General features: G+C 50.5%; 23 protein-coding genes. 9 read left to right on the forward strand and 14 right to left on the reverse strand.

All coding sequences use genetic code 11. The features are described 5' to 3' along the window. Positions 1-143: 143 nt before the first annotated feature. The 5 genes from ndk to cmk all read right to left on the reverse strand — a co-directional run bounded on the left by ndk (position 144) and on the right by cmk (position 4,765). Positions 144-569, reverse strand: a complete 426-nt coding sequence (gene ndk, locus LVJ83_RS07620) for a nucleoside-diphosphate kinase (RefSeq protein WP_244783928.1) — start codon at positions 567-569, stop codon at positions 144-146. Between the two features lie 68 nt (positions 570-637). Next, positions 638-1,801, reverse strand: coding sequence for a cell division protein ZapE (gene zapE / locus LVJ83_RS07625; RefSeq protein WP_244783929.1), 1,164 nt, complete (start codon positions 1,799-1,801; stop codon positions 638-640). Between the two features lie 137 nt (positions 1,802-1,938). Then, entirely contained in the window at positions 1,939-2,253 is a 315-nt protein-coding gene (locus LVJ83_RS07630; protein ID WP_244783930.1) for an integration host factor subunit beta, read from the reverse strand. A 9-nt stretch (positions 2,254-2,262) separates the two neighbouring features. Continuing rightward, positions 2,263-3,948: a 30S ribosomal protein S1 gene (gene rpsA, locus LVJ83_RS07635; protein WP_244783931.1), complete on the reverse strand. Its 1,686-nt coding sequence runs from the start codon at positions 3,946-3,948 to the stop codon at positions 2,263-2,265. Between the two features lie 157 nt (positions 3,949-4,105). Continuing rightward, positions 4,106-4,765 (reverse strand): (d)CMP kinase, encoded by a 660-nt coding sequence (gene cmk / locus LVJ83_RS07640; RefSeq protein ID WP_244783932.1) that lies wholly within the window; start codon positions 4,763-4,765, stop codon positions 4,106-4,108. Between the two features lie 110 nt (positions 4,766-4,875). On the opposite strand from cmk, the gene aroA reads away from it, so the two are divergent. From aroA to trpD, 5 genes are all read left to right on the forward strand, one after another. Beyond that, positions 4,876-6,168 carry a 3-phosphoshikimate 1-carboxyvinyltransferase gene (gene aroA, locus LVJ83_RS07645; RefSeq protein ID WP_244783933.1) on the forward strand — a complete coding sequence of 431 codons (1,293 nt, stop codon included), beginning with the start codon at positions 4,876-4,878 and terminating at the stop codon, positions 6,166-6,168. 375 nt (positions 6,169-6,543) lie between these two features. Then, positions 6,544-7,305, forward strand: a complete 762-nt coding sequence (locus tag LVJ83_RS07650; RefSeq protein ID WP_244783934.1) for an endonuclease/exonuclease/phosphatase family protein — start codon at positions 6,544-6,546, stop codon at positions 7,303-7,305. Positions 7,306-7,941: 636 nt separating this feature from the next. Continuing rightward, positions 7,942-8,262, forward strand: coding sequence for a hypothetical protein (locus LVJ83_RS07655; protein WP_244783935.1), 321 nt, complete (start codon positions 7,942-7,944; stop codon positions 8,260-8,262). A gap of 140 nt (positions 8,263-8,402) precedes the next feature. Beyond that, positions 8,403-8,993: an aminodeoxychorismate/anthranilate synthase component II gene (locus tag LVJ83_RS07660; protein ID WP_244783936.1), complete on the forward strand. Its 591-nt coding sequence runs from the start codon at positions 8,403-8,405 to the stop codon at positions 8,991-8,993. A gap of 246 nt (positions 8,994-9,239) precedes the next feature. Next, positions 9,240-10,274, forward strand: coding sequence for an anthranilate phosphoribosyltransferase (trpD, locus tag LVJ83_RS07665; RefSeq protein WP_244783937.1), 1,035 nt, complete (start codon positions 9,240-9,242; stop codon positions 10,272-10,274). A 245-nt stretch (positions 10,275-10,519) separates the two neighbouring features. Here the strand turns inward: trpD and panD are convergent, their stop codons facing one another. The 4 genes from panD to hda form a co-directional block, all read right to left on the reverse strand. After that, a complete protein-coding gene (gene panD / locus LVJ83_RS07670; RefSeq protein WP_244787700.1) occupies positions 10,520-10,903 on the reverse strand; it encodes an aspartate 1-decarboxylase in 384 nt (127 codons plus the stop codon). A gap of 106 nt (positions 10,904-11,009) precedes the next feature. Continuing rightward, positions 11,010-11,333 carry a divalent-cation tolerance protein CutA gene (gene cutA, locus LVJ83_RS07675; protein ID WP_244783938.1) on the reverse strand — a complete coding sequence of 108 codons (324 nt, stop codon included), beginning with the start codon at positions 11,331-11,333 and terminating at the stop codon, positions 11,010-11,012. 11 nt (positions 11,334-11,344) lie between these two features. Next, on the reverse strand, positions 11,345-12,013 hold the full coding sequence (locus tag LVJ83_RS07680) for a histidinol-phosphatase (RefSeq protein WP_244783939.1): 669 nt from the start codon (positions 12,011-12,013) through the stop codon (positions 11,345-11,347). Beyond that, entirely contained in the window at positions 12,010-12,678 is a 669-nt protein-coding gene (gene hda, locus LVJ83_RS07685) for a DnaA regulatory inactivator Hda (RefSeq protein WP_244783940.1), read from the reverse strand. The genes LVJ83_RS07680 and hda overlap by 4 nt, the downstream gene beginning before the upstream one ends. A gap of 224 nt (positions 12,679-12,902) precedes the next feature. Between hda and LVJ83_RS07690 the strand changes: the two genes are divergently transcribed. After that, positions 12,903-13,547, forward strand: a complete 645-nt coding sequence (locus tag LVJ83_RS07690) for a DedA family protein (RefSeq protein ID WP_244783941.1) — start codon at positions 12,903-12,905, stop codon at positions 13,545-13,547. A 372-nt stretch (positions 13,548-13,919) separates the two neighbouring features. On the opposite strand, the gene LVJ83_RS07695 is transcribed toward LVJ83_RS07690, so the two are convergent. Both LVJ83_RS07695 and gyrA read right to left on the reverse strand, forming a co-directional pair. Then, positions 13,920-14,432, reverse strand: a complete 513-nt coding sequence (locus LVJ83_RS07695; protein WP_244783942.1) for an acyltransferase — start codon at positions 14,430-14,432, stop codon at positions 13,920-13,922. A 145-nt stretch (positions 14,433-14,577) separates the two neighbouring features. Then, a complete protein-coding gene (gyrA, locus tag LVJ83_RS07700) occupies positions 14,578-17,337 on the reverse strand; it encodes a DNA gyrase subunit A (RefSeq protein ID WP_244783943.1) in 2,760 nt (919 codons plus the stop codon). A 564-nt stretch (positions 17,338-17,901) separates the two neighbouring features. On the opposite strand from gyrA, the gene earP reads away from it, so the two are divergent. The 3 genes from earP to LVJ83_RS07715 all read left to right on the forward strand — a co-directional run bounded on the left by earP (position 17,902) and on the right by LVJ83_RS07715 (position 21,726). Next, entirely contained in the window at positions 17,902-19,062 is a 1,161-nt protein-coding gene (gene earP, locus LVJ83_RS07705; RefSeq protein WP_244783944.1) for an elongation factor P maturation arginine rhamnosyltransferase EarP, read from the forward strand. A 40-nt stretch (positions 19,063-19,102) separates the two neighbouring features. Next, complete coding sequence (gene efp, locus LVJ83_RS07710; protein ID WP_244783945.1) at positions 19,103-19,663, forward strand: elongation factor P; 561 nt, start codon at positions 19,103-19,105, stop codon at positions 19,661-19,663. 386 nt (positions 19,664-20,049) lie between these two features. Further along, complete coding sequence (locus LVJ83_RS07715) at positions 20,050-21,726, forward strand: AMP-binding protein (protein WP_244783946.1); 1,677 nt, start codon at positions 20,050-20,052, stop codon at positions 21,724-21,726. Positions 21,727-21,993: 267 nt separating this feature from the next. Here LVJ83_RS07715 and recR read toward each other — a convergent pair whose 3' ends face one another. From recR to dnaX, 3 genes are all read right to left on the reverse strand, one after another. Further along, positions 21,994-22,599, reverse strand: a complete 606-nt coding sequence (recR, locus tag LVJ83_RS07720) for a recombination mediator RecR (RefSeq protein WP_244783947.1) — start codon at positions 22,597-22,599, stop codon at positions 21,994-21,996. 503 nt (positions 22,600-23,102) lie between these two features. After that, entirely contained in the window at positions 23,103-23,438 is a 336-nt protein-coding gene (locus tag LVJ83_RS07725; RefSeq protein WP_244783948.1) for a YbaB/EbfC family nucleoid-associated protein, read from the reverse strand. Between the two features lie 500 nt (positions 23,439-23,938). After that, positions 23,939-25,996, reverse strand: a complete 2,058-nt coding sequence (gene dnaX / locus LVJ83_RS07730) for a DNA polymerase III subunit gamma/tau (protein WP_244783949.1) — start codon at positions 25,994-25,996, stop codon at positions 23,939-23,941. Between the last annotated feature and the right edge of the window lie 10 nt (positions 25,997-26,006).

Below are 26,006 nucleotides of genomic sequence, written 5' to 3' on the forward strand. Positions count from 1 at the left end.
AGCTTTTAAATTAAAGCTGTTGTCACTTTGCATTGTACTGAAATTATGGTCATCGCACCATGCAGAATCACCACAGATTTAATTTAAAAACCTATAGGCCGCCTGAAAATTCAGGCAGCCTGAAGGATTTTTAATCACCCGGGTTAACGCGAGCAGATTTCGCTTTGGCTGAAAAAGTAAGCGATTTCAATCGCTGCATTTTCAGCGCTGTCCGAGCCGTGTACAGCATTGGCATCAATTGATTCGGCGAAGTCGGCACGGATGGTACCGGCGGCAGCCTCTTTCGGATTGGTCGCACCCATCAGCTCACGATTTTTGGCAACGGCGTTATCACCTTCCAACACCTGAATCATGACCGGACCGCTGGTCATGAATTCCACTAGAGCGGCAAAAAACGGGCGCTCTTTGTGCACGGCATAAAAATCTTGGGCTTCTTTGGTGCTCAAATGCTTCATTTTGGCTGCGATGACACGCAAGCCGTTGTTTTCAAAACGGCTGTAAATTTGGCCGATAACGTCTTTAGCAACGGCATCGGGTTTGATAATTGAAATAGTGCGCTCAATGGCCATTTATTTTCCTTAAATATTTGTTCAGTAAAAAACCGCTGCGTATTCTAACAAGTTTCCTTGTATTTTTGTTAACCGTAATGGCTTTTTTTCTTCAACTCCGACAAAGTCAGATGGGGCAACCCCAAATACTCTTCCGACTGCATCTCGGTCATGCGGCTGACTGTGCGTACAAATTCATTGGCAAAATCACCTTCTATATAAATTTCTTCAGCCGCCACTTCGCTGGTGGCACAAAACTTCACCCGGAAATCATATAAAACATCAATCAGCCATGTTAGGCGCCGCGCCTCTGCGCGCTCGGCCGTGCTTAATTTTTCAATCCCCGACACAAATATCATTTCATAGCGCTCAGCCAGATAAAGATAATCTGCCTGGGATCGCGGCCCGAAGCACAGCACACGGAAATCAAACCAAATAGCCTTGTCGGCTTGGGCATTACACATCAGCTCACGGCCGTGAATGCTGATGGTTTGTGGCTTTTTTTGTGTCCCATGCGTCATTTGGGCAAATAATTCTGCAAGCTTTTGCTCGTTTTCCTCATTTGCCGGCACATAAAATACTTCAGCCGGTCGCAAAGTTCTCAAGCGGTAATCCTCGCCGCCATCCACATTCAAAGTGGTTAATTTTTCTTCAATCAATGCAATGGTCGGCAAAAAACTGCTGCGGTTCTGCCCTTGAGGATACAGCTCGGAAGGTGCGTAATTGGAAGTGGCCACCAACACCACGCCGTCTTCAAACAAATTTTCCAGCAGGCGCCCTAAAATCATGGCATCGGCAATATCACTGACATGAAATTCATCAAAACACAGCACTCGCGTTTCTTTGGCGATTTCTGAAGCCACTGCTTTGAGCGGATCTGCTTCGCTTTTGAGTGCCTTCATGCGTTTGTGCACCTCGGCCATAAAGGCGTGGAAATGTACGCGGCGTTTGCGGCGGTATGGCAGGCAGCCGTAAAACACATCCATCAAAAAGCTTTTACCGCGGCCGACACCGCCGTAAAAATACAGCCCTTTCGGCAACTGCGGCGAGCGCAGGCTGCGGCCCAGAAAGCGGTTGCGCTTGCGCTTGAACATCATTAATTCGGTCCAAAGCTTGTCTAAATACTCAATTGCTTTGGCTTGCGCGGCATCCCGGATAAACGCAGGCTGCTGTGCGGCTGCCTGATACCAGGTTAACGGGCTGTGGTTGGTAAAGTTTGGTGCTATAAAACGGTTGTCGTTATTCTTGTTCATGGTAACCATTCTTAAAGAGAATATGTCCGCCATTATAAAGGATTTCAGACGGCCTCGAACCATTTTCATGAGAAAAGGCCGTCTGAAAGTATCAATATAAAAAAACGCCGCAATCATGCGGCGTTTCTCACACTAAACTACTTGGCGTTGTTTTGCAAAGTTTGATCGACGCGTTCGCGCAATTCCTTACCCGGTTTGAAATGGGGCACATACTTCTCAGGCACCTCCACTTTTTCACCGGTTTTCGGATTGCGGCCGATTCGTGCAGGACGGTGGTTCAAATCAAAGCTGCCGAAACCGCGAATCTCAATCCGTTGCCCTTTGGCGAGCGAGCGTGTCATGGTATCTACCAATACCTTTACGCTGTACTCGACATCTTTGGCGACCAATTGAGCGCCGTTTTTTTCAGCAAATACTTCTGCCAAACGAACCATTAACTCAGATTTGGTCATGACCGCGCCTTATTCCTGATCACCGGAAAGCTTGGCTTTCAGCAGATCGCCAAGGCTGGTAGTGCCGGCGCTGGCTGTTGCTGAAGCATTTACCGAGTTGAGTGCATCACGGTTTTCTTTGGCATCTTTGGCTTTCACAGACAGGCGGATGCTGCGATTTTTGCGGTCGACAGTAGCCACGACAGCTTCTACTTCATCGCCTTCTTTCAACACGTTGCGCAAATCTTCTACGCGCTCGCTAGACCATTCGGCAGCAGGCAGATAGCCTTCTACTTCGTCAGACAGAGCAATCACCGCGCCTTTGGCATCGATAGATTTCACAGTGCCTTTTACCAGCGAACCTTTGTCGTTCACGCTGATGAAGTTGCCGAAGGGGTCGCCTTCCAGCTGTTTGATGCCCAAAGAGATGCGCTCTTTTTCAACATCAATCGCCAATACCACGGCTTCAACTTCTTCGCCTTTTTTGTATTTGCGCACAGCTTCTTCGCCAGACTCGGTCCAAGACAGATCAGACAAGTGCACCAGGCCGTCGATACCGCCGGGCAGGCCTACGAATACGCCGAAATCAGTGATGGATTTAACAGCACCTGAGAGTTTATCGCCTTTATTGTGGCTGGCTTCGAAATCTTCCCACGGATTAGCTTGGCATTGTTTCATGCCCAAGCTGATGCGGCGGCGGTCTTCGTCGATTTCGAGAATCATCACTTCTACTTCGTCACCCAATTGAACTACTTTGCTCGGATGTACGTTTTTGTTGGTCCAATCCATTTCGGAAACGTGCACCAAGCCTTCGATGCCTTGCTCGATTTCCACAAATGCGCCGTAGTCGGTCAGGTTGGATACTTTGCCGAACAGGCGGGTGCTTTGCGGGTAGCGGCGAGCCAAGCCGTTCCACGGATCTTCGCCCAATTGTTTCATACCCAAAGATACGCGTTGTTTTTCTTGGTCGAATTTCAGCACTTTGGCTTCAACTTCCTGACCCACTTCCAACACTTCGCTCGGGTGTTTCACGCGGCGCCATGCCAGGTCGGTGATGTGCAGCAGGCCGTCGATGCCGCCCAAATCAACGAATGCACCGTAATCGGTGATGTTTTTAACGATACCTTTAACCACTGCACCTTCTTGCAGGTTTTCCAGCAGCGCTTTGCGCTCTTCGCCCAAAGTGGCTTCCAAAACCGCGCGGCGTGATACCACCACGTTGTTGCGTTTTTTATCCAGCTTGATCACTTTGAATTCGATTTCTTTGCCTTCAAAGTGTGAGGTGTCTTTTACGGGGCGGACATCAACCAGTGAGCCCGGCAGGAATGCGCGGATGCTGTTGATCATAACGGTCAGGCCGCCTTTAACTTTACCGTTGATTACGCCTGAAAGGATGTCGCCGTTTTCCATGGCTTCTTCCAGCGCAATCCAATCGGCAGCGCGTTTGGCTTTCTCGCGCGACAGTTTGGTTTCGCCGAAGCCGTTTTCTACAGACTCGATGGTAACGGTAACAAAATCACCTACTTTAACTTCAATCTCGCCCTGTGCGTTTTTGAATTCGCTTACGTCAATCAGAGACTCTGATTTCAAACCGGCGTTTACGGTAACGAAGTTGTTGTCGATTGCCACCACTTCGGCAGTAATCACTTCACCGGGGTTCATCTCTTGAAGGGTAAAGCTTTCTTCCAATAACTGGGCAAAATTTTCCATAGTCATATCTAACTCTTTTCGATACACCGCCAAGGGGTGCGGGTCTGGTTGGGAAACGCTTGCTGCCCTTGGCGCAACAAGCGGTTACTGCATAATATTTTCAGACGGCCTCTGTGAAAACAAGGCCGTCTGAACGGGATAAATACGAATTATACAGCAGATTTTATTTTTTGCCATACCAATCAAGCACTTTTTTTACTGCCTCGTCAATCCCCATCTCGGAAGTGTCTAATAATTCGGCATCGGGCAGCTGCACCAGCGGTGCCACCGGGCGGCGGCGGTCGGCCTCATCGCGTGCTTCGATGTCGGCGAGAATACGCTCAAACGCTACCCCTTCGCACGGCGAGCCCAATTGCTTGGCCCGGCGCTCGGCGCGTACTTGTGCGCTGGCGGTTAAAAACACTTTTAAAGCCGCATTGGGAAAAATAACCGAGCCCATATCACGGCCGTCGCCCACCAAGCCTTGTTTGGTCAGAAAATCGCGCTGGCGTTGTAACAGTGCTTCGCGCACCTGCGGCAGCTGTGCTACGGCGGAAGCGCCCATACCGATGGCTTCGGTGCGGATGGCTTCGGATACGTCTTCGCCGTCCAGCCACACCGTTTGCCCTTCAAACACAATGGGCAGCGACTGCGCCAGTTTTGTCACGCCGGTTTCATCGTTCCATTCGATATGCTGTTTTTGTGCATACAAGGCCGTCAGGCGGTAAAGCGCACCCGAATCCAGATAATGAAAACCCAGCGCCGCGGCCACCCGTGAAGCCACTGTGCCCTTGCCGGAAGCGCTGGGGCCGTCGATTGCGATTACTTTATGGTTTAAATCCATCGTTATCTCTATATATAATGTGTTCGACTGAAAAAATTATTGGCATAATAGCAATTCTTAACCGTTTTCTCCATACCGCCGTGTGCGGTTGACTGCATAAAGAAAAGTAAATGACTGAATCTATCCGATTGCCCGCCGCCGCGCTCAAACCGGCCACCGTAGCCCTTCCCGGCTCCAAAAGCATCAGTAACCGCACCCTACTGCTGGCCGCTTTGTCTGACAATACTTGTGAAATCCGTTCGTTATTAAAGTCTGACGACACCGACCGCATGCTTGAAGCGCTCGCCAAACTCGGCGTGCAATTTGAGAGAACGGATGAAGGCCGTCTGAAAGTTTATGGCAGCGGCGGCATTTTTCCCAACCGCCAAGCCGATTTGTTTCTTGGCAATGCCGGCACGGCTTTCCGCCCGTTAACGGCGGTGCTGGCGATATTGGGCGGTGATTATCATCTGCACGGCGTGGCACGTATGCACGAGCGCCCGATCGGCGATTTGGCAGACGCATTGCGCCTGGCCGGTGCCGATGTGCAATATTTGGGCAATGAGGGCTATCCGCCGCTGCAAATCAACACGCGCACTGATAATGGTGTGCGCGTGATTCCGATTAAAGGCAATGTGTCCAGCCAGTTTCTGACCGCCCTGCTGATGGCGCTGCCGCTGACCGGCGAAGCGTTTGAAATTCACATGGTGGGCGAGTTGATTTCCAAACCTTATATCAACATTACCTTGAAGCTGATGGCGCAATTCGGTGTAGTTGTAGAAAATCAAAATTATCAGATTTTCAAACTGCCTGCCGCTGCGTGCTACCATGCGCCCGATGTGCTACCCGTAGAGGGCGATGCTTCCAGCGCATCTTATTTTCTTGCTGCCGGCCTGCTGTCAGGCGCCCCTATCCGCGTGACCGGCATCGGCCGCAACAGTATTCAGGGCGATGTGGCCTTTGCACACGAGCTTGAAAAAATCGGCGCAACGGTGATATGGGGTGATGACTTTATCGAAGTTTCCCGCGCAGAAGGCACAGCTGTCCGGCCTTTTGATTTGGATGCCAACCACATCCCCGACGCTGCCATGACCTTGGCCGTAGTAGCATTGGCCGCAGGCGCGCCCTGCACTTTGCGCAATATCGGCAGCTGGCGTGTTAAAGAAACAGACCGCATCGCCGCCATGGCCGCCGAATTACGCAAAGTGGGCGCAGAAGTGGTTGAAGAGGCGGAAGCCATTCACATCACCCCGCCTGCCGCACTCACTGCCGATGCCGAAATCGACACTTATGACGACCACCGCATCGCCATGTGTTTTTCTTTGGTATCACTGCTCGGTGTACCCGTGGTAATTAATGACCCGAAATGCACACATAAAACCTTTCCCACTTATTTCGATGTATTCGCTTCATTGAGAAGTTAACATCAAAAGGCCGTCTGAAAGGGTTTGGCAAATGCACCAACTTTTCAGACGGCCTAGGGTGTCCTGATGTGTCGTTTATGAGGGGATTTTTGTTCCTGAAAATGCAGATGCAAGGCAAAAAACGCAGCAAGATTGGACATCTTGCGAGGCTTTTTAACGCAGCAGATGTGCTTTTATCGCAAAAAAGATGATGATATATGAATTGTCAGGACAGCCTAATATTCATTCGAAAAATTTCCACCAAATTTTTACATTCCGATACATAATTTTCAGACGGCCGTCATCATTCAAACATTGAAATTTCATATCATTACCTGCACATGTTGAAGATGTTGCTATAATAATTTCTGTTGTTTGTTATCACGGAACACATTTATGAGCCCTTCTCCCATTGTCATCGCCACCTACAATATGCATAAAGGCATGTCTGCCCTTAACCGCAAAGTGCAGGTAGACAGCATGGCAGAAGCGTTGCAGGCGTTAAAGCCAGATGTTTTGTTTTTGCAGGAAGTGCAAGGCGAAAACCTGCGCCGAAAACTCAAACTCCCCGCCTTTCCCAGCCAGCCGCACTACGATATTTTGAGCGAATATTTATCGTTTAACAGCAGCTATGGCAAAAACGCCACCTACCCGGAGCGCCATCACGGCAACGCCATTCTCAGCCATTTGCCGATCGAAACCCGTAACAACCTAAACATCAGCGTCAACAAACTTGAACAGAGAGGCGTATTGCATTGCGAAATCCAGCCCGAAGGTTGGCCGTTTCCGCTGGTTTGCCTGTGCGCCCATCTGAATCTGCGCGAGCCTGACCGGATGAAACAATATCAGGCCATCTTTGAATATGTGAGTAAACATGTTGATCCGATGAGCCCGCTGATTATTGCGGGGGACTTCAACGACTGGCGTCAAAAATCCTGCCTTTCACTCGGCAATGCCTTGGATTTGCAAGAAGTATTTGTCAACGCCAACGGCAAACGCCCGAAAACATTCCCTGCCCGCCTGCCGCTGTTGAGCCTCGACCGTATCTACACCCGCAATCTTGATGTGCTGGATGCGCAAATTCATAAAGAAAAACAATGGCAATTATTGTCTGATCACCTGCCGTTAAGCGCCAAAGTGATACCGCGCTACCGCTGAGCAATCCTGTGCTTTTCAGCGATAATCCGATTGACGGGTGCTTTGTGCTTCTGAAAACGTATCTGCTGCAATCTGCATGTTTAGAAACAAAAATCTGCGGGTCGATACACTCATTCAATCATCAGAAAACCCTAAGGCCGTCTGAACCACAGCATTCAGACGGCCTTATATCATTCACAAAAACAAGCTGATGAGACGGCAGACCGCAGACAATACAGGCAGAAAGCTCTCGGGCAGAGCCCGCGCTACGCCTGCATTATCAACCGTCCCCCGCAACTTCATTAAAACAAGGCCGCCTGAAACTGCGCTTCCACCGTTTTCAGACGGCCTCAACCTATCGGCAAACACTTAGCCGGTGTCAACCAACACCCATTCGGTATAGCTGCGGGCGGTGATGATGGGCAGCATACGTTCCCATTCATAAAATAATCTCACCGCGTTGGCTCGCCTGAGCTCAAAGTGGGCCGGTTCGCTAAGGTGCCGAAGCGCCAAGCCGACCGGCTCCGTGCCAACTGCACTGTCTTCGACTCGCCGCCTTGTTAGCTTACTTTTGTGCATGAATACTGGTGCAGATTGGTATTGAATCGCAGATTATTCCGCTATATATTTACCACATCCGTTTATTGGAATTTATGAATGATGGATTATCTGAAACGCATGCCTTTTACCATCGTGTTTATCGATCAAAAAGGCCGCACATACCAAGACAGCAGCGAAGCGCTAAACCGGTATATCGAGCGCCACCCGATGGCTGTGCCGCGCCTGCACCAACCGCACTTTGCCGCCAAAATACTCGAAATGGCCGCCCACAGCTGCGGCATGCGCGTTGTGCGCCGTCTGCCCGACAGCCGGGTTAAGCGCGAGCTTTATTATGTGGTCCGCAACACCATGTTTCAGTCGGAAGAAGCCATGTGGGCATTTATCAACAACCCTGATAATCTAAACATTGTGCGCTAAAAACGCTATAATCTTTTTTCAGACGGCCTCTTGCTGCCGGGCGCACGGCAGCAAGCGCCTAACGGCTTTCCAGTCAAATAACGTGCTTACAGAGCAACAAACGTCCCAACCGACACCCCTGCCATTGCGAAAGAAACGCCATGCTTCTCATGATTGATAACTACGACAGCTTTACCTACAACATTGTTCAATATTTTGCCGAGCTGGGCGAAGAAGTGGCAGTACGCCGCAACGATGACATCACGCTTGAAGAAATTGCCGCATTAAATCCCCAATACCTGGTTATCGGCCCCGGCCCCTGCTCACCCAAAGAGGCAGGCATTTCTGTGGCTGCGATTCAGCACTTTGCCGGCAAAATACCGATGATGGGTATCTGCCTCGGCCATCAAGCCATCGGTGAAGCCTTCGGCGGCAAAATTATCCGCGCTCAAACCCTGATGCACGGCAAAGTGTCGCCGGTCGCCCACCACAACAGCGGCATGTTTGCCGGCCTGCCCAATCCGGTTACCTGCACCCGCTACCACAGCCTGGTTATCGAACGCAGCAGCCTGCCCGACTGCCTTGAAATCACCGCCCAAACCGACGATGGCGAAATTATGGGGGTGCGCCACAAACACCATCCCATAGAAGGCGTGCAGTTTCACCCGGAAGCACTGCTGACCGAATACGGACATGATATGTTGAATAATTTTCTGCTGGAATTTAAAAATTTTCCAACAGCCGCAGCCTGATAAACCGTTGGAACATCGTGAAAAAGCATATCAATCCGGCTCTCGAAAATATGGAAACAAATTCGGTGCCGCAACCATAGAATCAGCGTAGTTTCACGATAATACCCATTCACAAAAGTAAGCTAACAAGGCGGCGAGCCGAAGACAGTACAGCTAGTACGGCAAGGCGAGCCAACGCTGTTAGGTTATTTTTGTGATTTGGTATAACAACAGTCGTATTCTATTCATCCAAACAAGGGAACCATCATGATTACCCCCCAACAAGCCCTTAGCCGGCTGATTGACAATAATGAGCTTTTTTACGACGAAATGAGCGACCTGATGCGCCAAATTATGCGCGGCGAAGTGGCACCGGAGCTGATTGCCGCCATTCTTACCGGTTTGCGCATCAAAGTGGAGAGTGTGTCTGAAATTGCCGCGGCCGCTGCGGTTATGCGTGAGTTTGCCGCAGCCGTGCCGGTGCAAAACACACGCAATCTCGTCGACATCGTGGGCACCGGTGGTGATGGCGCCCATACCTTCAATATTTCCAGCACCGCTATGTTTGTTGCCGCAGCCGCCGGTGCCAAAGTAGCCAAACACGGCGGACGCTCGGTTTCTTCTTCCAGCGGTGCCGCCGACATCATGGAACAAATGGGCGCTTCACTCTCGCTCTCCCCCCAACAAGTGGGCACCTGCATCGATCAAACCGGCATAGGCTTTATGTTTGCCCCCAACCACCACAGCAGCATGCGCCATGTGGCGCCGGTACGCAAAGCGCTCGGCGTCCGCACCATCTTCAATATTCTCGGCCCGTTGACCAACCCCGCTGCCGCGCCCAATCAGGTGTTGGGTGTATTTCATATTGATTTGGTCGGTATTTTGTCGCGCGTATTGCAGCAATTGGGTTCGGAGCATGTTTTGGTGGTGCACGGCAGTGATGGCCTGGATGAAATCACCATCACCGGCAACAGCCGTGTCGCCGAATTGAAAAACGGCAAAATCGGTGAGTTCGACATCCACCCCGAGCATTTCGGCATTCCTGTTTACGCTAATCTCGACGATATCAAAGTATCCGACAGCCGCGAATCGCTCATGAAAATGCAAAGTGTGCTCAACGGCGAACCGGGAGCCGCCCGCGATATCGTCTTGCTGAATGCCGCCGCCACAATTTATGCCGGCAACGTTACCGACTCGCTGGAAGACGGCGTAGCTGCGGCTCGCGAAGCGATCGACTCCGGTAAAGCCAAAGCTAAACAACAGGAATTTATCACCGCCAGCCAACAATTATCGGCCGCATAAGGTGCCCTGACCATTCGATTTATACCCCATTCACAAAAGTAAGCTAACAAGGCGGTACAAGTAGTGGGGGCTGGTTGGCTTGGCGCTTCAGCACCTTAGCGAAACCAGTCCTCTTCGAGTTCAGGCCAGCCAACGCCGTTAGATGATTTTTGCGAATGGGTATAAATCGAATGGCCAAGGCATCCTAAATAACATCAGGCCGTCTGAAAAATAATCTTTCAGACGGCCTGATGTTTTATTGATGCTTACAACACGGTATGCGGCGGCTCATAATGGATAATGCCGCGGATTTTGTTTTGTTCGTTGACCAGCACCACTTTGGGCTCGTGGTTTTTGGCTTCTTCGTTGCTCATCAAGATATACGACATGATAATCACAATATCGCCTTTCTGCACCAGCCGTGCGGCGGCGCCGTTGAGACAGATAACACCGCTGCCGCGCTCGCCGGGAATGGTATAGGTTTCCAGCCGCGCGCCGTTGTTGTTGTTGACGATTTGCACTTTCTCGTTCACGCAGATGCCTGCGGCGTCGAGCAGGTCTTGGTCGACGGTAATGCTGCCGACGTAGTTCAAATCGGCTTCGGTAACGGTGGCGCGGTGGATTTTGCCGCCGAGCATGGTGCGAAACATGGTTTTCTTTCTTTTAATCAAATGGTTCAAAGCGTTATCAGTATGCAAACGGCTGTTTGAGGCCGTCTGAATCATAGTGTGCATGATGCGTTTCAGACGGCCTGTATTATAAACCCAAAGCGGCTTTTGCCCATCTTAAATATGGTGCAAAACCTCTACTGACCGGCTGCATCAGAATCTGCGGGCATTCGTAGCTGTGCAGCTGTAAAATGGTTTTTTCGATGGCGCGGTAATGGCAGCGGGATGATTTGACGGTAAGGCGGATTTCTTCATCGCAATGCAGTTCGCCCTGCCAAACATATTGGCTGGTAATGGTTTCGTATTGCACACAGGCAGCCAGCTTGTGCGCCAACAGCGCCGCGCCGATACGCCGCGCTTCTTCGAGATTGGGCGCGGTGGTGGTCACGGTAACGGGTTTGTATTGCGGCATTTCAGACGGCCTTATTTGAAATTCAACACCGGCCAGCCTTTTTCGGCGGCTTCTTTGAGCAATGCTTCATCGGGATTCACGGCCACGGGGTCGGATACGATGCGCAACAGCGGCAAATCGTTTTGGGAATCGCTGTAAAAATAGGTTTTGCCGTAACCAGCAATGGTTTCGCCGCGCGCTTCCAGCCATTGGTTAAGGCGGGTGATTTTGCCCTCTTTCAGGCTCGGGGTGCCGATATGGCGGCCGGTGTAGCGGCCGTCGGCGCTGATTTCGAGCTGGGTGCCGATAATGTTTTCGATACCGAAAAGGCGGCAGATGGGGGTGATGATAAATTCGTTGGTAGACGAAATCACCAGCAATTCATCGCCGGCATCACGGTGGCCTTGCACCAGCATTTTTGCCATCGGGCTGATGTGCGGCAGAATGAATTCTCGTGTGAATTCGCGATGCATTTCGGCCAATTCGTCCATGCTGAAACGGCTCAGCGGCGCCAAATGAAAAGCCAGAAATTCATCGATATTGAGGCAGCCGTTGCAGTAGTCTTGATAGAATTTGTCGTTTTGGGTGCGGGTGTATTCTGCATCGACCACGCCTTTTTTGATCAGATATTGCGGCCAGGCGTGATCGGAATCGGTGTTGATCAGTGTGTTGTCGAGATCGAAAATGGCGAGGTTTTTCATTCGGTTTCCTGTTGTTTCAAAAGCTGGCGCAATAAAGGCAGCGTGATGCGTTTGCCCATCATCACGGCGTAGTTGTCGAGGGTGTCGAGCATCTGCATCAGGCTGTCCATATCGCGGCGCCAGTGGTTGAGCAGATAGGCAAAAATGTCGGCATCAATCGTGAGCTGACGTGCTGCGGCCATGCTCACCAGCGCATCGATTTTTTCTTGATCGCTCAGCGGTTTCACATCATAAATCAGGCAGTAGCCCATGCGGGTGCGCAAATCTTCGCGGATCACCAGCTGTTGCGGCGGCACATCGGCTGAGAGCAGCAGAAAGCCTTGGCCGCTGTTGCGAAACTGGTTAAACACGGCAAACAGCAGCGCTTGCTCGTCGTCGTTTAATTTATCAACCTGGTCGATGGCCAGATAATCGGCCTCAAAGGCTTTGTCGGTAAGCGGCGATTGGGCGGCATCGACATACACGGCCCGGTGCCCGGCTTGCAGCGCCTGCGCCACCCATGCCTGCAAAAGATGGCTTTTGCCCGAGCCTTCCTGCCCCCACACATAAATAAACTGGCCGTGCTGCTGTTGCAGCACGTGCAGCAGCTCGGCGTTGGCCGTGCCCAGAAATTTATCAAATCCGGGGTAGGCTTGGGCGGCAAAATCAAAAATAAGCTGGTTCACAGAAAAATCTTTCCGCAGGCATCAGGGCGGTTAATTGTACGTTGTTTTCACGCATGGCAGCAAGCCGCGCCGTTTATTCTCTGCGGTTTGGCGCAAACGCGGTTTTCACTTAGAATAGCGAACTTCTGGCACATCAGGCCGTCTGAACCCTTGTTTTTTAAATTTATCTTCAGACGGCATTGTTAAAATCGGATATTCCGGCCTTTATTCAAGAAAGATTATTTGTGATCAGCACCATTATTGATTTCATCATGCACATCGACCAGCATTTGAGCGTGCTTGCCGCCGATTACGGCATGTGGATTTACGCCATATTGTTTTTGATTATTTTTTGTGAAACCGGGTTGGTGGTCACCCCTTTCCTGCCCGGCGATTCGTTACTCTTTGCCGCCGGCGGTATTGCTGCGTTGGGCGAAATGAACATCCACCTGATGGTGGCGCTGCTGTTGGTTGCTGCCATTTTAGGCGATGCGGTCAACTTTGCCATCGGTAAATATTTCGGCGGCCGCTTGTTTGCCAACCCCGATTCCAAAATTTTCCGCCGCGCCTATCTGAAAAAAACCCACGCCTTTTATGAAAAACACGGCGGTAAAACCATTATCATCGCCCGCTTCGTGCCGATTGTGCGCACGTTTGCCCCGTTTGTGGCCGGCATGGGCAATATGCACTACGGCCGCTTTATCCGCTACAATATTATCGGTGCGGTTTTATGGGTGGTGTTGTTTTCTTATGCCGGTTACTTCTTTGCCAACATACCGGTGGTCAAAAACAACCTGGCCTTGGTGCTGGCCGCCATCATCGTGATTTCGATTCTGCCCGCCGTGATTGAAATCATCCGCGCCCGCCGTGGTGCTGCTGAAAACCGATAAGTATTTTTCTTTCACCACACACAGGCCGCCTGAAAGTTTTCAGACGACCTGTGTGTGGTGAAAGCAATGATTATAAACGGCTCCAAGCCAATCGGCCGGCATCCCCTTAGGGTGTTCTGATGGTCGTTTATGAGCGGATTTGCGCTCCTGAAAATGCAGATACCAGGCAAAAATGCAGCAAGATTGGACATCTTACGAGGCATTTTTAATGTAGAAAATATGCTGTTAGCGCAAAAAATTTGATGATATATAACACGTCAGGATATCCTAACCACAACACAATATATCAAGGCCGTCTGAAAATATGCTTTCAGACGGCCTTGATTATATTGCCTAAAAGAGCCTGATGCGTCTTTTAAGCCCCTAAATCATTCAATCCAGCAAGTTTTTCTTAACCACTGCCGGGTTGCCTGCCGCAACGCTATAAGGTGGAATATCTCTGGTGACAACCGCAGCGGCACCGATGGTGCAACCTTCACCGATGGTTACGCCGCCCATAATAATCGCACGGCGACCCAGCCAGACATTATCACCGATAACGATGGGCTTCACTTCGGTATAACCATCGTATTGCTTGGTAACGGGATCGAATTTATGTTGTGTGCTGTAAAACAAGCACTCCGGCCCCATAAAAACATTTTTTCCGAGGGTTAAGCCTTTGGCGATTTCACACCTTACACCGATGCTCGAATTGTCTCCCACCACCGTGTCGGGAAGCACATAGCCGCCTTGCTCGATATTCACATTTTTACCGATATTGTCGGAAATCCGTTTGGCCAGAAAATACCTGATTTTTTTAGCAATTCCGCCAAACGGTTTTTCGTAGGAAGGCGGTAAAATAGCGCCGATAACACGCAACAGCCGTACATAAATTTTCTTTTTCACGATTACTCAACTCCCAATTGATGTTGTCATCAAATTATAGTGAAATGAAAAAGGAGTGATACAAAGCAGCAAGCCGCAGCAACACCGTAGCACTTTTTCTTCATTTCACGGTAAATCAAATCAAGTAAACGCTTTCCCTATTATCTTACTCTGAAGCAGGTGCTTGATCATCAGGATGGTCAGACAGATTTTCTAAAGTTTCGTTCTCTGCTTCTTCCGGCTCTGCGACACGCTCCAGGCTGACCAAAGTTTCGCCTTCATCGAGGTTAATCAGCTTCACACCTGCCGCTGCACGGCCGGTTTCGCGGATTTGATCGACTTTGGTGCGAATCAATACGCCGCCGCTGGTAATCAGCATCAAATCATCGCTCTCGGCCACCAGCGTTGCGGCCACCAAATCGCCGTTGCGCTTGCCGGTGTTGATAGCGATATTGCCCTGGCCGCCTTTGCCTTTGCGGCTGTAGTCGGCAATCGGGGTGCGCTTGCCGTAGCCGTTGGCCGTGGCGGTGAGCACTTGCAGTTCTTCTTGCGCCTCGCACTCGGGCGCGAAAGTAATCAGGCTGACGATACGGCCGTCGGCAGGCAGACGCATACCGCGCAAACCGCCGCTGCCGCGACCGGATGGGCGTACACCTTTGTTGGCTTTGGGCGCGCTGCTTTCGCCGTTGTCGGCTTCATCGCTGCTTTCGGCTTCAATGATGTCGCCGTCTTCTTCGCTCTCGTCAGCATCGCTGCTGCCTTCCCAATATTCGTTGAATCGGATGGCTTTACCGAGGTTGGAAAACAGCATAATGTCGTGACAGCCGCCGGTTTTGGCTACGCCTACCAGTGAATCGCCCTCTTTCAGCGCAATGGCTTTAATGCCTTGCGCACGCACGTTTTTAAAGGCGCACAATTGCACTTTTTTCACCATGCCTTGCGCAGTAGCGAAGAATACGTATTCGTCTTCGGGGAAATCGCGCACAGCCAGAATGGCGCTCACTTTTTCGCCCTCATCGAGTTGGATGACATTGTTAATCGGTCGGCCGCGACTGTTGCGCCCGCCTTCAGGCAGTTTGTATACTTTAATCCAATGGCACTTGCCTAAATTGGTGAAACACATCAGATAATCGTGGGTGTTGGCCACAAACAGGGTTTCGATAAAGTCTTCGTCTTTAGTGGCGGCAGCCTGCTTGCCGCGTCCGCCGCGGCGCTGTGCCTGATAATCGCTGGTCGGTTGGGTTTTGATGTAGCCGCTGTGGGTAAGCGTGACTACCATTTCGCGTGGCGGAATCAGGTCTTCATCGGCAATGTCGCCACCGAAGGGGTTGATTTCGCTGCGGCGCTCATCACCGAATTGGCTTTTGATTTCTTCCAATTCGTCGTTGATGATTTGGGTGATGCGCTCCGGCTTGGCCAAAATATCCAGAAAATCAATAATCTGCGCCATAATGTTTTTATAATCACCGATAATGCCGTCTTGATCGAGGCCGGTAAGGTTGCGCAGGCTCATGCGCAAAATAGCATCGGCCTGTATGTCGCTCAGATAATAACCTTCGCCCTGCAAACCCAGATTTTCCGGCAGCCCTTCGGGGCGTGCCATGCTCAAGTCCAAATCGCTGCGGCTGAGCATGTCTTCCACCAAACCGGAACGCCAGGCGCGTGCCAACAGGCGTTCTTTGGCTTCGGGTGCATCGGCTGAAGTTTTAATCAGCTCGATCATTTCGTCGATGTTAGACAAGGCCACTGCTTTACCTTCGGCGATATGGCCTTCGTGGCGGGCTTTTTTCAAGCGGAATAAGGTGCGGCGGGTAACCACTTCGCGGCGGTGGCGCAAAAATTCGCTCAAAATCTGCTTGAGATTGAGCAGGCGCGGCTGTCCGTCGACCAGCGCCACCATATTGATGCCGAAGCTGTCTTGCAATTGGGTGAGCTTATAAAGCTGGTTCAACACCACTTCGGCGTTTTCGTTGCGTTTGAGCTCGATAACCACGCGCATGCCCGATTTATCAGACTCATCGCGCAGATCGGAAACGCCTTCCAACACCTTATCGCGCACCAATTCGCCGATTTTCTCTACCAATTTGGCTTTGTTTACCTGATACGGAATTTCATCAATGATGATGGCTTCGCGTTCGCCGTGTTTGCCGATGGGCTCGATATGGGTTTTACCGCGCATCACCACGCGGCCGCGGCCGGTTTTATAGCCTTCGCGCACACCGCTCAAGCCGTAAATGGTGGCGCCGGTGGGGAAATCGGGCGCCGGCATCAATTGAATCAATTCTTCGATGCTCATGTCACCGTTGTGCAAAAGCGCCACGCAGGCGTTGATGGTTTCGGTGAGGTTGTGCGGCGGGATATTGGTGGCCATGCCCACGGCAATACCGGATGAACCGTTGACCAGCAAGGCCGGAAAACGGGTGGGCAAAACCAGCGGCTCATGTTCGCTGCCGTCGTAGTTGGGGCCGAAATTCACGGTTTCTTCTTCGATATCGGCCAGCATTTCATGGGCGATTTTAGCCATGCGGATTTCGGTATAACGCATCGCCGCGGCGCCGTCGCCGTCAACCGAGCCGAAATTGCCCTGACCGTCGACCAGCATATAGCGCAATGAAAAATCCTGTGCCATGCGCACAATGGTGTCATACACTGCACTGTCGCCATGGGGGTGGTATTTACCGATTACGTCGCCGACAATACGGGCAGATTTTTTATAGGCGCTGTTCCAGTTGTTTTTCAGCTCGTGCATGGCGTAAAGCACGCGGCGGTGCACCGGTTTCAAACCATCGCGCACATCCGGCAGCGCCCGCCCCACAATCACGCTCATGGCGTAATCGAGGTAGCTGCGGCGCATTTCGTCTTCAAGGCTGATGGGGATGGTTTCTTTGGCAAAGTGATGGTCGTTGCGGATGGTTGCGTCGGTCATGATGGTTTGGCAATTCTAAAGAGAAAAATTCACACACGATTCTAACACAAAACCGCTCTTCTTTGGCTTTGTGCTTCTAGGGTGTCCTGACCATGTGATTTATGAACACATACTACCCGATTGGGAAAGCATTTACCGCATATCCGTTTAAATGATGATAAGTATCTTTTGTATTTCGAGGCCATCTGAAATTTTGCAGTCGGGCAAGCATAATTTTTAAAATTCCAAAAGCATGAAATCGCATACAGCAATGCTTGCAGGGCTTACCCACAAAACCTGTGGATAACTTTGTGGACAGTATGTGAACTGATGCGGTTTTTCCTATAAAATCAGGCTTTCCAACATGATTGCACAAAAATTAAGCCGACAAATAAAATCTTTATATTTCATAAAGTTAAATAATAAAAGAAGTTGTCAAGATTCTTTTGCTTTATTTTTATGACAGCCACAATGTTTATTTTTCCCAATGTGGATAAACATAAAATTTATGTACACAAGCGCTTGACAAAACGCCAAATCAGCGTAAAACCTTGCCCCACAATGATTTAAGGCCGTCTGAAAAAAATGAAGCCGTTTGAAAACCCTTCTCAATTTACCTGCTGGCTGTTTTGCAATGTCATCGACAATTACGGCGACATCGGCGTATCGTGGCGCCTGGCCCGCGCCCTGCACAATGAGTTGGGCTGGCGGGTGTGCTTGTGGGTAGATGATGAAACCGCCTTGAGCGCACTGTGCCCCGGCTTGCCGCCCCTGCCCTGCACTTTCCACAATATTGCCATACAGCGCTGGCAGGCAGGTGTATATGCCGAAGGCGCGTCTGCAGCCCCACCACCGCAAATCGTTATCGAAACCTTTGCCTGCAATTTAGCGCCGAATGTGCTCGACATTATGCTGAAAACCCGGCCTTTATGGTTGAATTGGGAATATCTCAGCGCCGAAGCCAGCAACGAACGTCTGCACGCACTGCCTTCACTGCAAAGCAACGGCTTGCAGAAATATTTCTGGTTTATGGGTTTCAGTGAAAACAGCGGCGGCCTCTTGCGCGAATATGATTATGCCCGAAGCAGCACGCCCGATAATGCCTTGAGAAAGCAATGGCTGCTGCCTGAGAAAACCGCCCCCGAATGGCTGCTGTTCGGCTACCACAGCCCGATATGGACCGAATGGCTGCGCATGTGGCAACAGGCCGGTAAGCCTATTTGCCTGCTGTTGGCAGGCAAACAGATTATTGAGAGCCTCAAAGCCGATGCTGCTATTCCCCAAAACGCGTTGATGCACCACGGCGATGTGTTTCAGACGGCATGTGTTACTTTAGTCAACATGCCTTTTGTGCCCCAAAGCGATTTCGACCGCCTGCTGCACCTGGCCGACGGGCTGATTATCCGCGGCGAAGACAGCTTCGTGCGCGCCCAATATGCAGCCAAACCTTTTTTCTGGCACATTTATCCGCAAGACGAGATGGCGCATTTTGACAAACTGCATGCCTTTTGGCAGCGCGTCTACCCCACCTTTCCCGAGGCTGTGCAAAGTGCCCACCAAGCCCTCTCCGACGAACTGAACGGCGGCCCCGCCCTGACCGCTGCGGCGCGGCTTGCTGCTTGGAAGGTGCTGCAAACACACTGGCACGCGTGGCAAAAAAGCAGCACCGATTGGCAGCAAAACCTGTTTGCCCAAACTTCCGCTACCGAAAAACTAGCCAAATTTATACAAGGTAAGTTAGAATAGCGCGTTTATTTTTACGATTACCGATTGATTGGAAAACACAATGAAAACCGCACAAGAATTGCGCTCAGGCAACGTATTTATGGTGGGCAACGACCCGATGGTGGTACAAAAAACCGAATACATCAAAGGCGGCCGCAGCTCGGCCAAAGTGAGCATGAAGCTGAAAAACCTGCTCACCGGCGCCGCTACCGAAACCATCTATAAAGCCGACGACAAATTCGATGTCGTGGTGCTGGCCCGCAAAAACTGCACCTACAGCTACTTTGCCGACCCGATGTATGTATTTATGGATGAAGAGTTCAACCAATATGAAATCGAAGCCGAAAACATCGGCGACAACCTGAAATTTATCGTAGACGGCATGGAAGACGTGTGCGAAGTAACCTTCTACGAAGGTAACCCCATTTCCGTAGAGCTGCCCACCATCATCGTGCGCGAAGTGGAATACACCGAGCCGGCTGTTAAAGGCGACACTTCAGGCAAAGTGATGAAAACCGCACGCCTGATCGGTGGCACCGAAATCCAAGTGATGTCTTATGTGGAAAACGGCGACAAAATCGAAATCGATACCCGCACCGGCGAATTCCGCAAACGCGCTTAACTGTTAAACAAATAATCTTATATGCCGTCTGAAAATGTTCAGACGGCATTTTTATATTCGCTATAACAAAATAATAAAATGGCATTATTTTTGATGCCGAACCCCCTCTAGGGTGTCCTGGCAATTCAAAATTACTCAGATTTTTTGCGCTAAAAGCACATCTGCTGCGTTAAAAAGCCTCGCAAGATGCCTAATCTTGCTGCGTTTTTAGGAGTAAAAAGCACCCGCCAATCGAGTGGTCAGAACATCCTAAAGCACTTGCTCGAAATAATTTCTGCGATTATGCTTGATTTACGTTATATTCTGTAATAACTGCGTTATTTTTACCCCGCAGTTACCGCAATGAGCAGTACCTCACAATAAATAAAACCATCAGGAGAAACAGTATGGAGAAAATCTGGTTACAAAGCTATCAGGAAGGTGTCAGCGCAGAAGTTGATGTCCGCCAGTTTAGCTCAATTGTCGATGTATTCCGACAAAGCACCGAACGCTATGCTGATCGCACTGCGTTTATCAATATGGATAAAACCATGAGCTTCGGCGAGTTGGCCGAAGCGGCCGGTCGGTTTTCATCATTTTTACAGCATCATCTCAAACTCAAACGCGGTGACCGCGTGGCCATTATGATGCCCAACCTGCTGCAATATCCGGTTGCATTATTCGGCGCCCTGCAAGCCGGTATGGTTGTTGTGAATGTTAATCCGCTTTATACCCCGCGGGAATTGGAACATCAGCTCAAAGACAGCGGCGCCACCACCATTGTGGTGTTGGAAAACTTTGCCGACACACTCGAAATGGTGCTGCCGCGTACACAAATCCAAAACGTGGTCATCACCGCTATCGGCGATTTGCTGGGCGGTTTCAAAGGCTGGATAACCAATTTTGTGGTGCGGAAAATCAAAAAAATGGTGCCGAAATATGAATTGCCCGGCGCCATCCCCTTCAAACAAGCCTTGGCCATCGGCCGGGAAAAACCGTTTGAGCCGGTAGAAATTACGCTGGAAGACACTGCCTTTCTGCAATACACCGGCGGCACCACCGGCGTGGCCAAAGGTGCCGAGCTGACCCATGCCAACATTTGCGCCAATGTGGTGCAGGCCAAAGAATGGATCAGGCAGGATCTCAGCCGCGACGGCGAAGTCGCAGTGAATGCCCTGCCGCTCTACCACATTTTTGCGCTTACCGTTAATCTGATGATTTTTATGGAATTGGGGGCCACCAACCTGCTGATTACCAACCCGCGCGACCAAGCCGCCCTGATTAAAGACATGCAAAAACACCAAGCCACCGTGTTTATCGGTGTGAACACTTTATTTAATGCACTGATCAACCAAGATGCATTTAAAGCCATGGATTTTTCGCGCTGGAAGCTTTCGCTCGGCGGCGGTATGGCTGTACAAAAAGCCGTGGCCGACAAATGGCAAAGCATTACCGGCATTCCCATCATCGAAGCCTACGGTCTTACCGAAACCAGCCCCGGCGTTGCCATCAATCCGCTCAACATCAAAGCCTATACCGGCAGTATCGGTTTGCCGATTTCCAACACTGATATTGAAATCCGCGACGAACAAGGCCGCCCGGTTGCGACAGGCGAGCCCGGCGAACTGTGGGTCAAAGGCCCGCAAGTGATGAAAGGCTATTGGAAACGCCCAGAAGAAACCGAAAAAGTGCTCGACAGCAAAGGTTTTCTGGCCACCGGCGATATTGCCGTTGTGGATGAAAAAGGCTGGATCAAACTGGTTGACCGCAAAAAAGACATGATTGTCGTATCAGGCTTCAACGTGTATCCGAATGAAGTGGAAGATGTGATCGCCCAACACCCGAAAGTGTTGGAAGTGGCCTGTATCGGCGTTGATCATGAAAAAACCGGCGAAGCACTGAAGCTTTTTGTGGTGAAAAAAGAAGCATCACTTACCGAACAAGAGCTGATTGACTACGCCCGTGGCGAGCTGACTGCTTATAAAGTGCCGAAACTGATTGAGTTTCGCGATGAATTGCCCAAATCAAACGTGGGTAAAATCTTGCGCCGCGAACTTCGCCAGGAAGAAACCAAAAAAGCATAGCCGTCTATTTTAATACAGGCAACAACAAAGGCCGTCTGAATCATATTTTCAGACGGCCTCATCACATAGAAATCATGAGCCGGCTGGGCTTGCCGATATCTATACTCTCCATTCATACTGTGGCAGCATACTACAAGCGGCTCTACCCATTCACAAAAATAAGCTAACGGCATGGGCTCGTCTTCCCATACGTGTGTGCGGTCTTCTGCACACCACCTTGCCAGCTGACTTTTATGAATGGGTATTAGCTTATTTTTGTGAAGAATATCACTCTTTCAACAATCGCCGCTCATACACCGCTTGTGCCAGCGTGCCCGCATCCACATATTCCAGCTCGCCGCCCAAAGGCATACCGCGCGCCAGACGGCTTACTTTATAAGGCAGATTTTTAAATAATTCAGACAACACATAAGCGGTCGCATCGCCCTCAGCGGTAAAATTGGTGGCGATGATGATTTCTTCGACTGCGCTGTTTTGCAGCCGGCTTACCAATTTTTCCAGCGCAATATGATTCAAATCCATGCCCTGAGCCGGGCTGACTTGCCCCATCAACACAAAATAAAGCCCGTCATGACAATGAGCCGCTTCCATGCTGGCCACATCGGCCGGCATATGCACAATCATCAAGCGGCGGCTGTCACGGCCGGTGTCGGCACAGATTTCACACTGTTCGTTTTCGCAAAAAGTATTGCAGCCGCTGCAATGATGCACCAAGTTTAGGGCATTTTGCAAAGCCCCCGCCAATTCGGCCGCACCTTCCCGGTTGTGCTGCAACAGTTGGTAAGCCATACGTTGCGCCGATTTGGGGCCGACATTGGGCAATACTTTTAAAGCATTGATTAAACGGGTAAACGCATCGGGTGTTTTAGACATAAGCTTTCAGACGGCCTGAGACCGATTCACAAAAGTAAGCTGGCAAGACAGCGAGTAGAAGACAGTACAAATAATATGAAACCGATTGGCTTGGTGCTTCCGTGCCTTAGCGAGACCTTTTCTCTTCGAACTTAGGCGAGCCATCACCATTAGTTCATTTTGGTAAACAGGCATGAAACAATCAAACATGATAATTAAAGATAAAGCGTGAGTTTATGATTTGAATGCCGTCTGAAAATATTCAAACGGCACCAATCAGGTTCAGCCTGCTGTTGTTGGCCATTAGGTTTTTATGGCTGAAAATGCATTGCGGTACCCATTCGATTTACGGATGTATTTTGTTTCTGAAAACGCATCAGCTGCGTTAAAAAGCCTCGCAAGATGTCCAACCTTACTACGTTTTTTCCTGGCACCTGCCTTTCCAGAAACAAAAAAACCTCCATAAATTGAATGGTCAGAATACCCTAGGCTTCTTAAAGCTGAGCCCTGTTGCAAACAACAATTTACCGGAAAAAATCCCCCATGCCGGGCGGCAGGCCTTGCGTGAATGCGCCCATGGTTTTGCTGGTGGTTTCTTCGGCTTTGGCGCCGGCATCATTAATGGCCGCCAAAATCAAGTCTTCCAGCATTTCTTTATCATCGGCGGCTTCTTGAATCAGCTCTTCGCTGATATCCAGTTTGCGCAAAACATGATTGCACGTCATGGTGACTTTCACCAAACCGTTGCCGGCCTCGCCGCTCACTTCGGTTTCGGTAAGCTTGGCCTGCGCTTTTTTCATATTTTCCTGCATTTGCTGGGCTTGCTTCATCAAGCCGCCCAATCCGGCTTTTCCAAACATAGTTTGCTCCTATAAAAATCAAAAAAATCAGGCCGTCTGAAACATGGTTCTGCCGATTTCAGACGGCCTTATCGGGGGGCGGTATGATTTCTGCCATACCGCAAACATAATAATTGAAGTTGCTGATTGCTGTTTAAAGGCAAAATATTTCCGTTGCCATCTATAATAGTCAGCACATCCTAGCTATCCTGACCATTCGATTTATGGTGATTTTTTGCCCCTAAAACTGCATTTGCTGCATTAAAAAGTCTGACAAGATGTCTATCTTGCTGCGTTTTTATCTGGCACCTGCATTGCTAGGATGTCCTGATGTGTCATATATCATCATCTTTTTTGCGCTAAAAGCACATCTGCTGCGTTAAAAAGCCTTGCAAGATGCCCAATCTTGCTGCGTTTTTTGCCTGGCATCTGCACTTTTATCGCAAAAAATCTGAATAATTCGGAATGATCAGGACACCCTAGGAACAAAAATCTCCTCATAAACAACACATCAGGACACCCTAGTCTTCCTGTTCGGCCAACACTAAAGTATCCGGCAGCCATTCAGCCTCAAACAGCTGCAAGATATCTTGCGCCGCAGCATCGGCCTCAAGCAATGTTTGCGCATGGCGACGCCCCTCGCGTTGCAAGCGTTTGTAGCGCATATCGGGAGTTTCCCAGCCGGCATCATCACGCCAGGGCTCGGTTTGCAATTTCAAATTCAGGTCGTAAGCTTCAGCCAAGGTGTTTTGAATTTTGTCCAAACGCTCTTTATTGGTAGTCGCCCGTGCTTCTGCCGTCAGCGCCAACAGCATCAGGCCGGTATCGGCATGATACGCCGTCCAGGCGGCGTGGCGGGTCAGCATTTGCGCGGCACCCAGCTTCGGCGCCAGCCGCTTGACAATAGCCGCCCAATTTTCCGGTAAAAATTCCGGCAAAGGCACAAATACCGGCTCATCTGCCGCCGTTTCGGCTTCTGCCGTATCCTCATCGTCTTCAACGTCTGCCACCAATTCGGCTACTGCGGCAGACAAAGGCGGTTCGCCATAATCAGCGTATCCGGTATCATCTTCCGGCTCGATATCCGGCGCAAAATACAATGCACCAGCCGGTATGCCGTCATGATTTTCAGCAACCGTTTCAGAATCAGCATAAGTTTCATCTGCAATAGTCGGCACAGTCTCCGACTCCGGCAGTGAGGGTGCAGATGTCTGCTTTTCGGACACCGGCGCAACCTCAAGCGACGAAGCTGCCTCAACTGCCGGCGCAGCCTCCTCCCAAGGTGGGATTTCCGTCTCTGCCTGAACGGCTGCCGTTTTGCCCGCCGGCAATTCCTGAGGCACTGCGGCTGCCGGTTGTGTTTGCTGTGGTATTTCCACCGCAACAGCCGGCATATCAGGCAGAGTCAACGGCTTTTTTTCGGCAGATTCCGTATGCGCAGGATTATGCAGTTGCGTTCCCTCAACCACATCATCGATATCGTAGGGCTTGGCCGCCATCGGAGTAAACGCCAGCATCCGCAGCAAGGTCATCACAAAACCGGCATATTCGTCGGGCGCAAGGCTTAAATCTTGTTTGCCGTGAATGGCGCATTGGTAATAAAGCTGAATCTGCTCATCACTCAAATATTGCGACAGGCGCAGCAAGATTTCATATTCGGGGTCATCGCTGCCAATGGCTGTCGGCACGGTTTTCAATAAGGCCAAACGTTGCAGCAGCATAGCCAATTCGCTTAATGCGCTATCGAAGCCGATGGCACGGGCGGCCATTTCCTGCGCTTTCTGCAACAGCGATTCGCCGTCTTGATTGACAATATACTGCAATAATTCATAAAGATAGCGTTTATCAACAGCCCCAATCATTTGGCGGACATCTTGTTCGCCGACACTGCCCGAACCCATCGCAATGGCCTGATCAAGCAAACTTAACGCATCACGCATCGATCCCATGGCCGCACGGCCGAGCAGCTGCAAGGCGGCAGGCTCGAAAGCAATTTTTTCTTCTGCCAGCACATAGGCCAAATGGTCGGCCACCTGCTGGCCGGTCATATTGCGCAACACAAATTGCAGGCAGCGGCTCAACACAGTAATCGGCACTTTGTGCGGATCGGTGGTGGCCAGAATGAATTTCACATGCTCGGGCGGCTCTTCCAGCGTTTTGAGCATGGCGTTGAACGCGCTTTTTGAAAGCATGTGCACTTCATCGATGATGTAGACTTTATATTTGCCCACCGTGGGTGCATATTGGGCGTTTTCCAACACTTCTCGGATATTGTCGATACCGGTATTGGATGCCGCATCGATTTCCAACAAATCAACATAACGGCCGGCATCGATTTGAGTGCAGCTTTCACATACGCCGCACGGTTCGCCATGCTCCGTATGCTCGCAATTGAGGCTTTTGGCGAGAATGCGCGCAATGGTGGTTTTGCCCACGCCGCGGGTGCCGGTGAGCAGGTAAGCGTGATGCAGACGGCCTTTGTCGAGCGCGTTGCGCAGCGCTTTGACTACATGCTCCTGCCCCACCAAATCGGCAAAGGTTTTCGGCCGCCACTTACGGGCAAGCACTTGATAAGCCATAATCTGCTCG

Origin of the sequence: Uruburuella testudinis (assembly GCF_022870865.1) — a bacterium.
In the GTDB taxonomy this organism is placed as follows: domain Bacteria; phylum Pseudomonadota; class Gammaproteobacteria; order Burkholderiales; family Neisseriaceae; genus Neisseria; species Neisseria testudinis.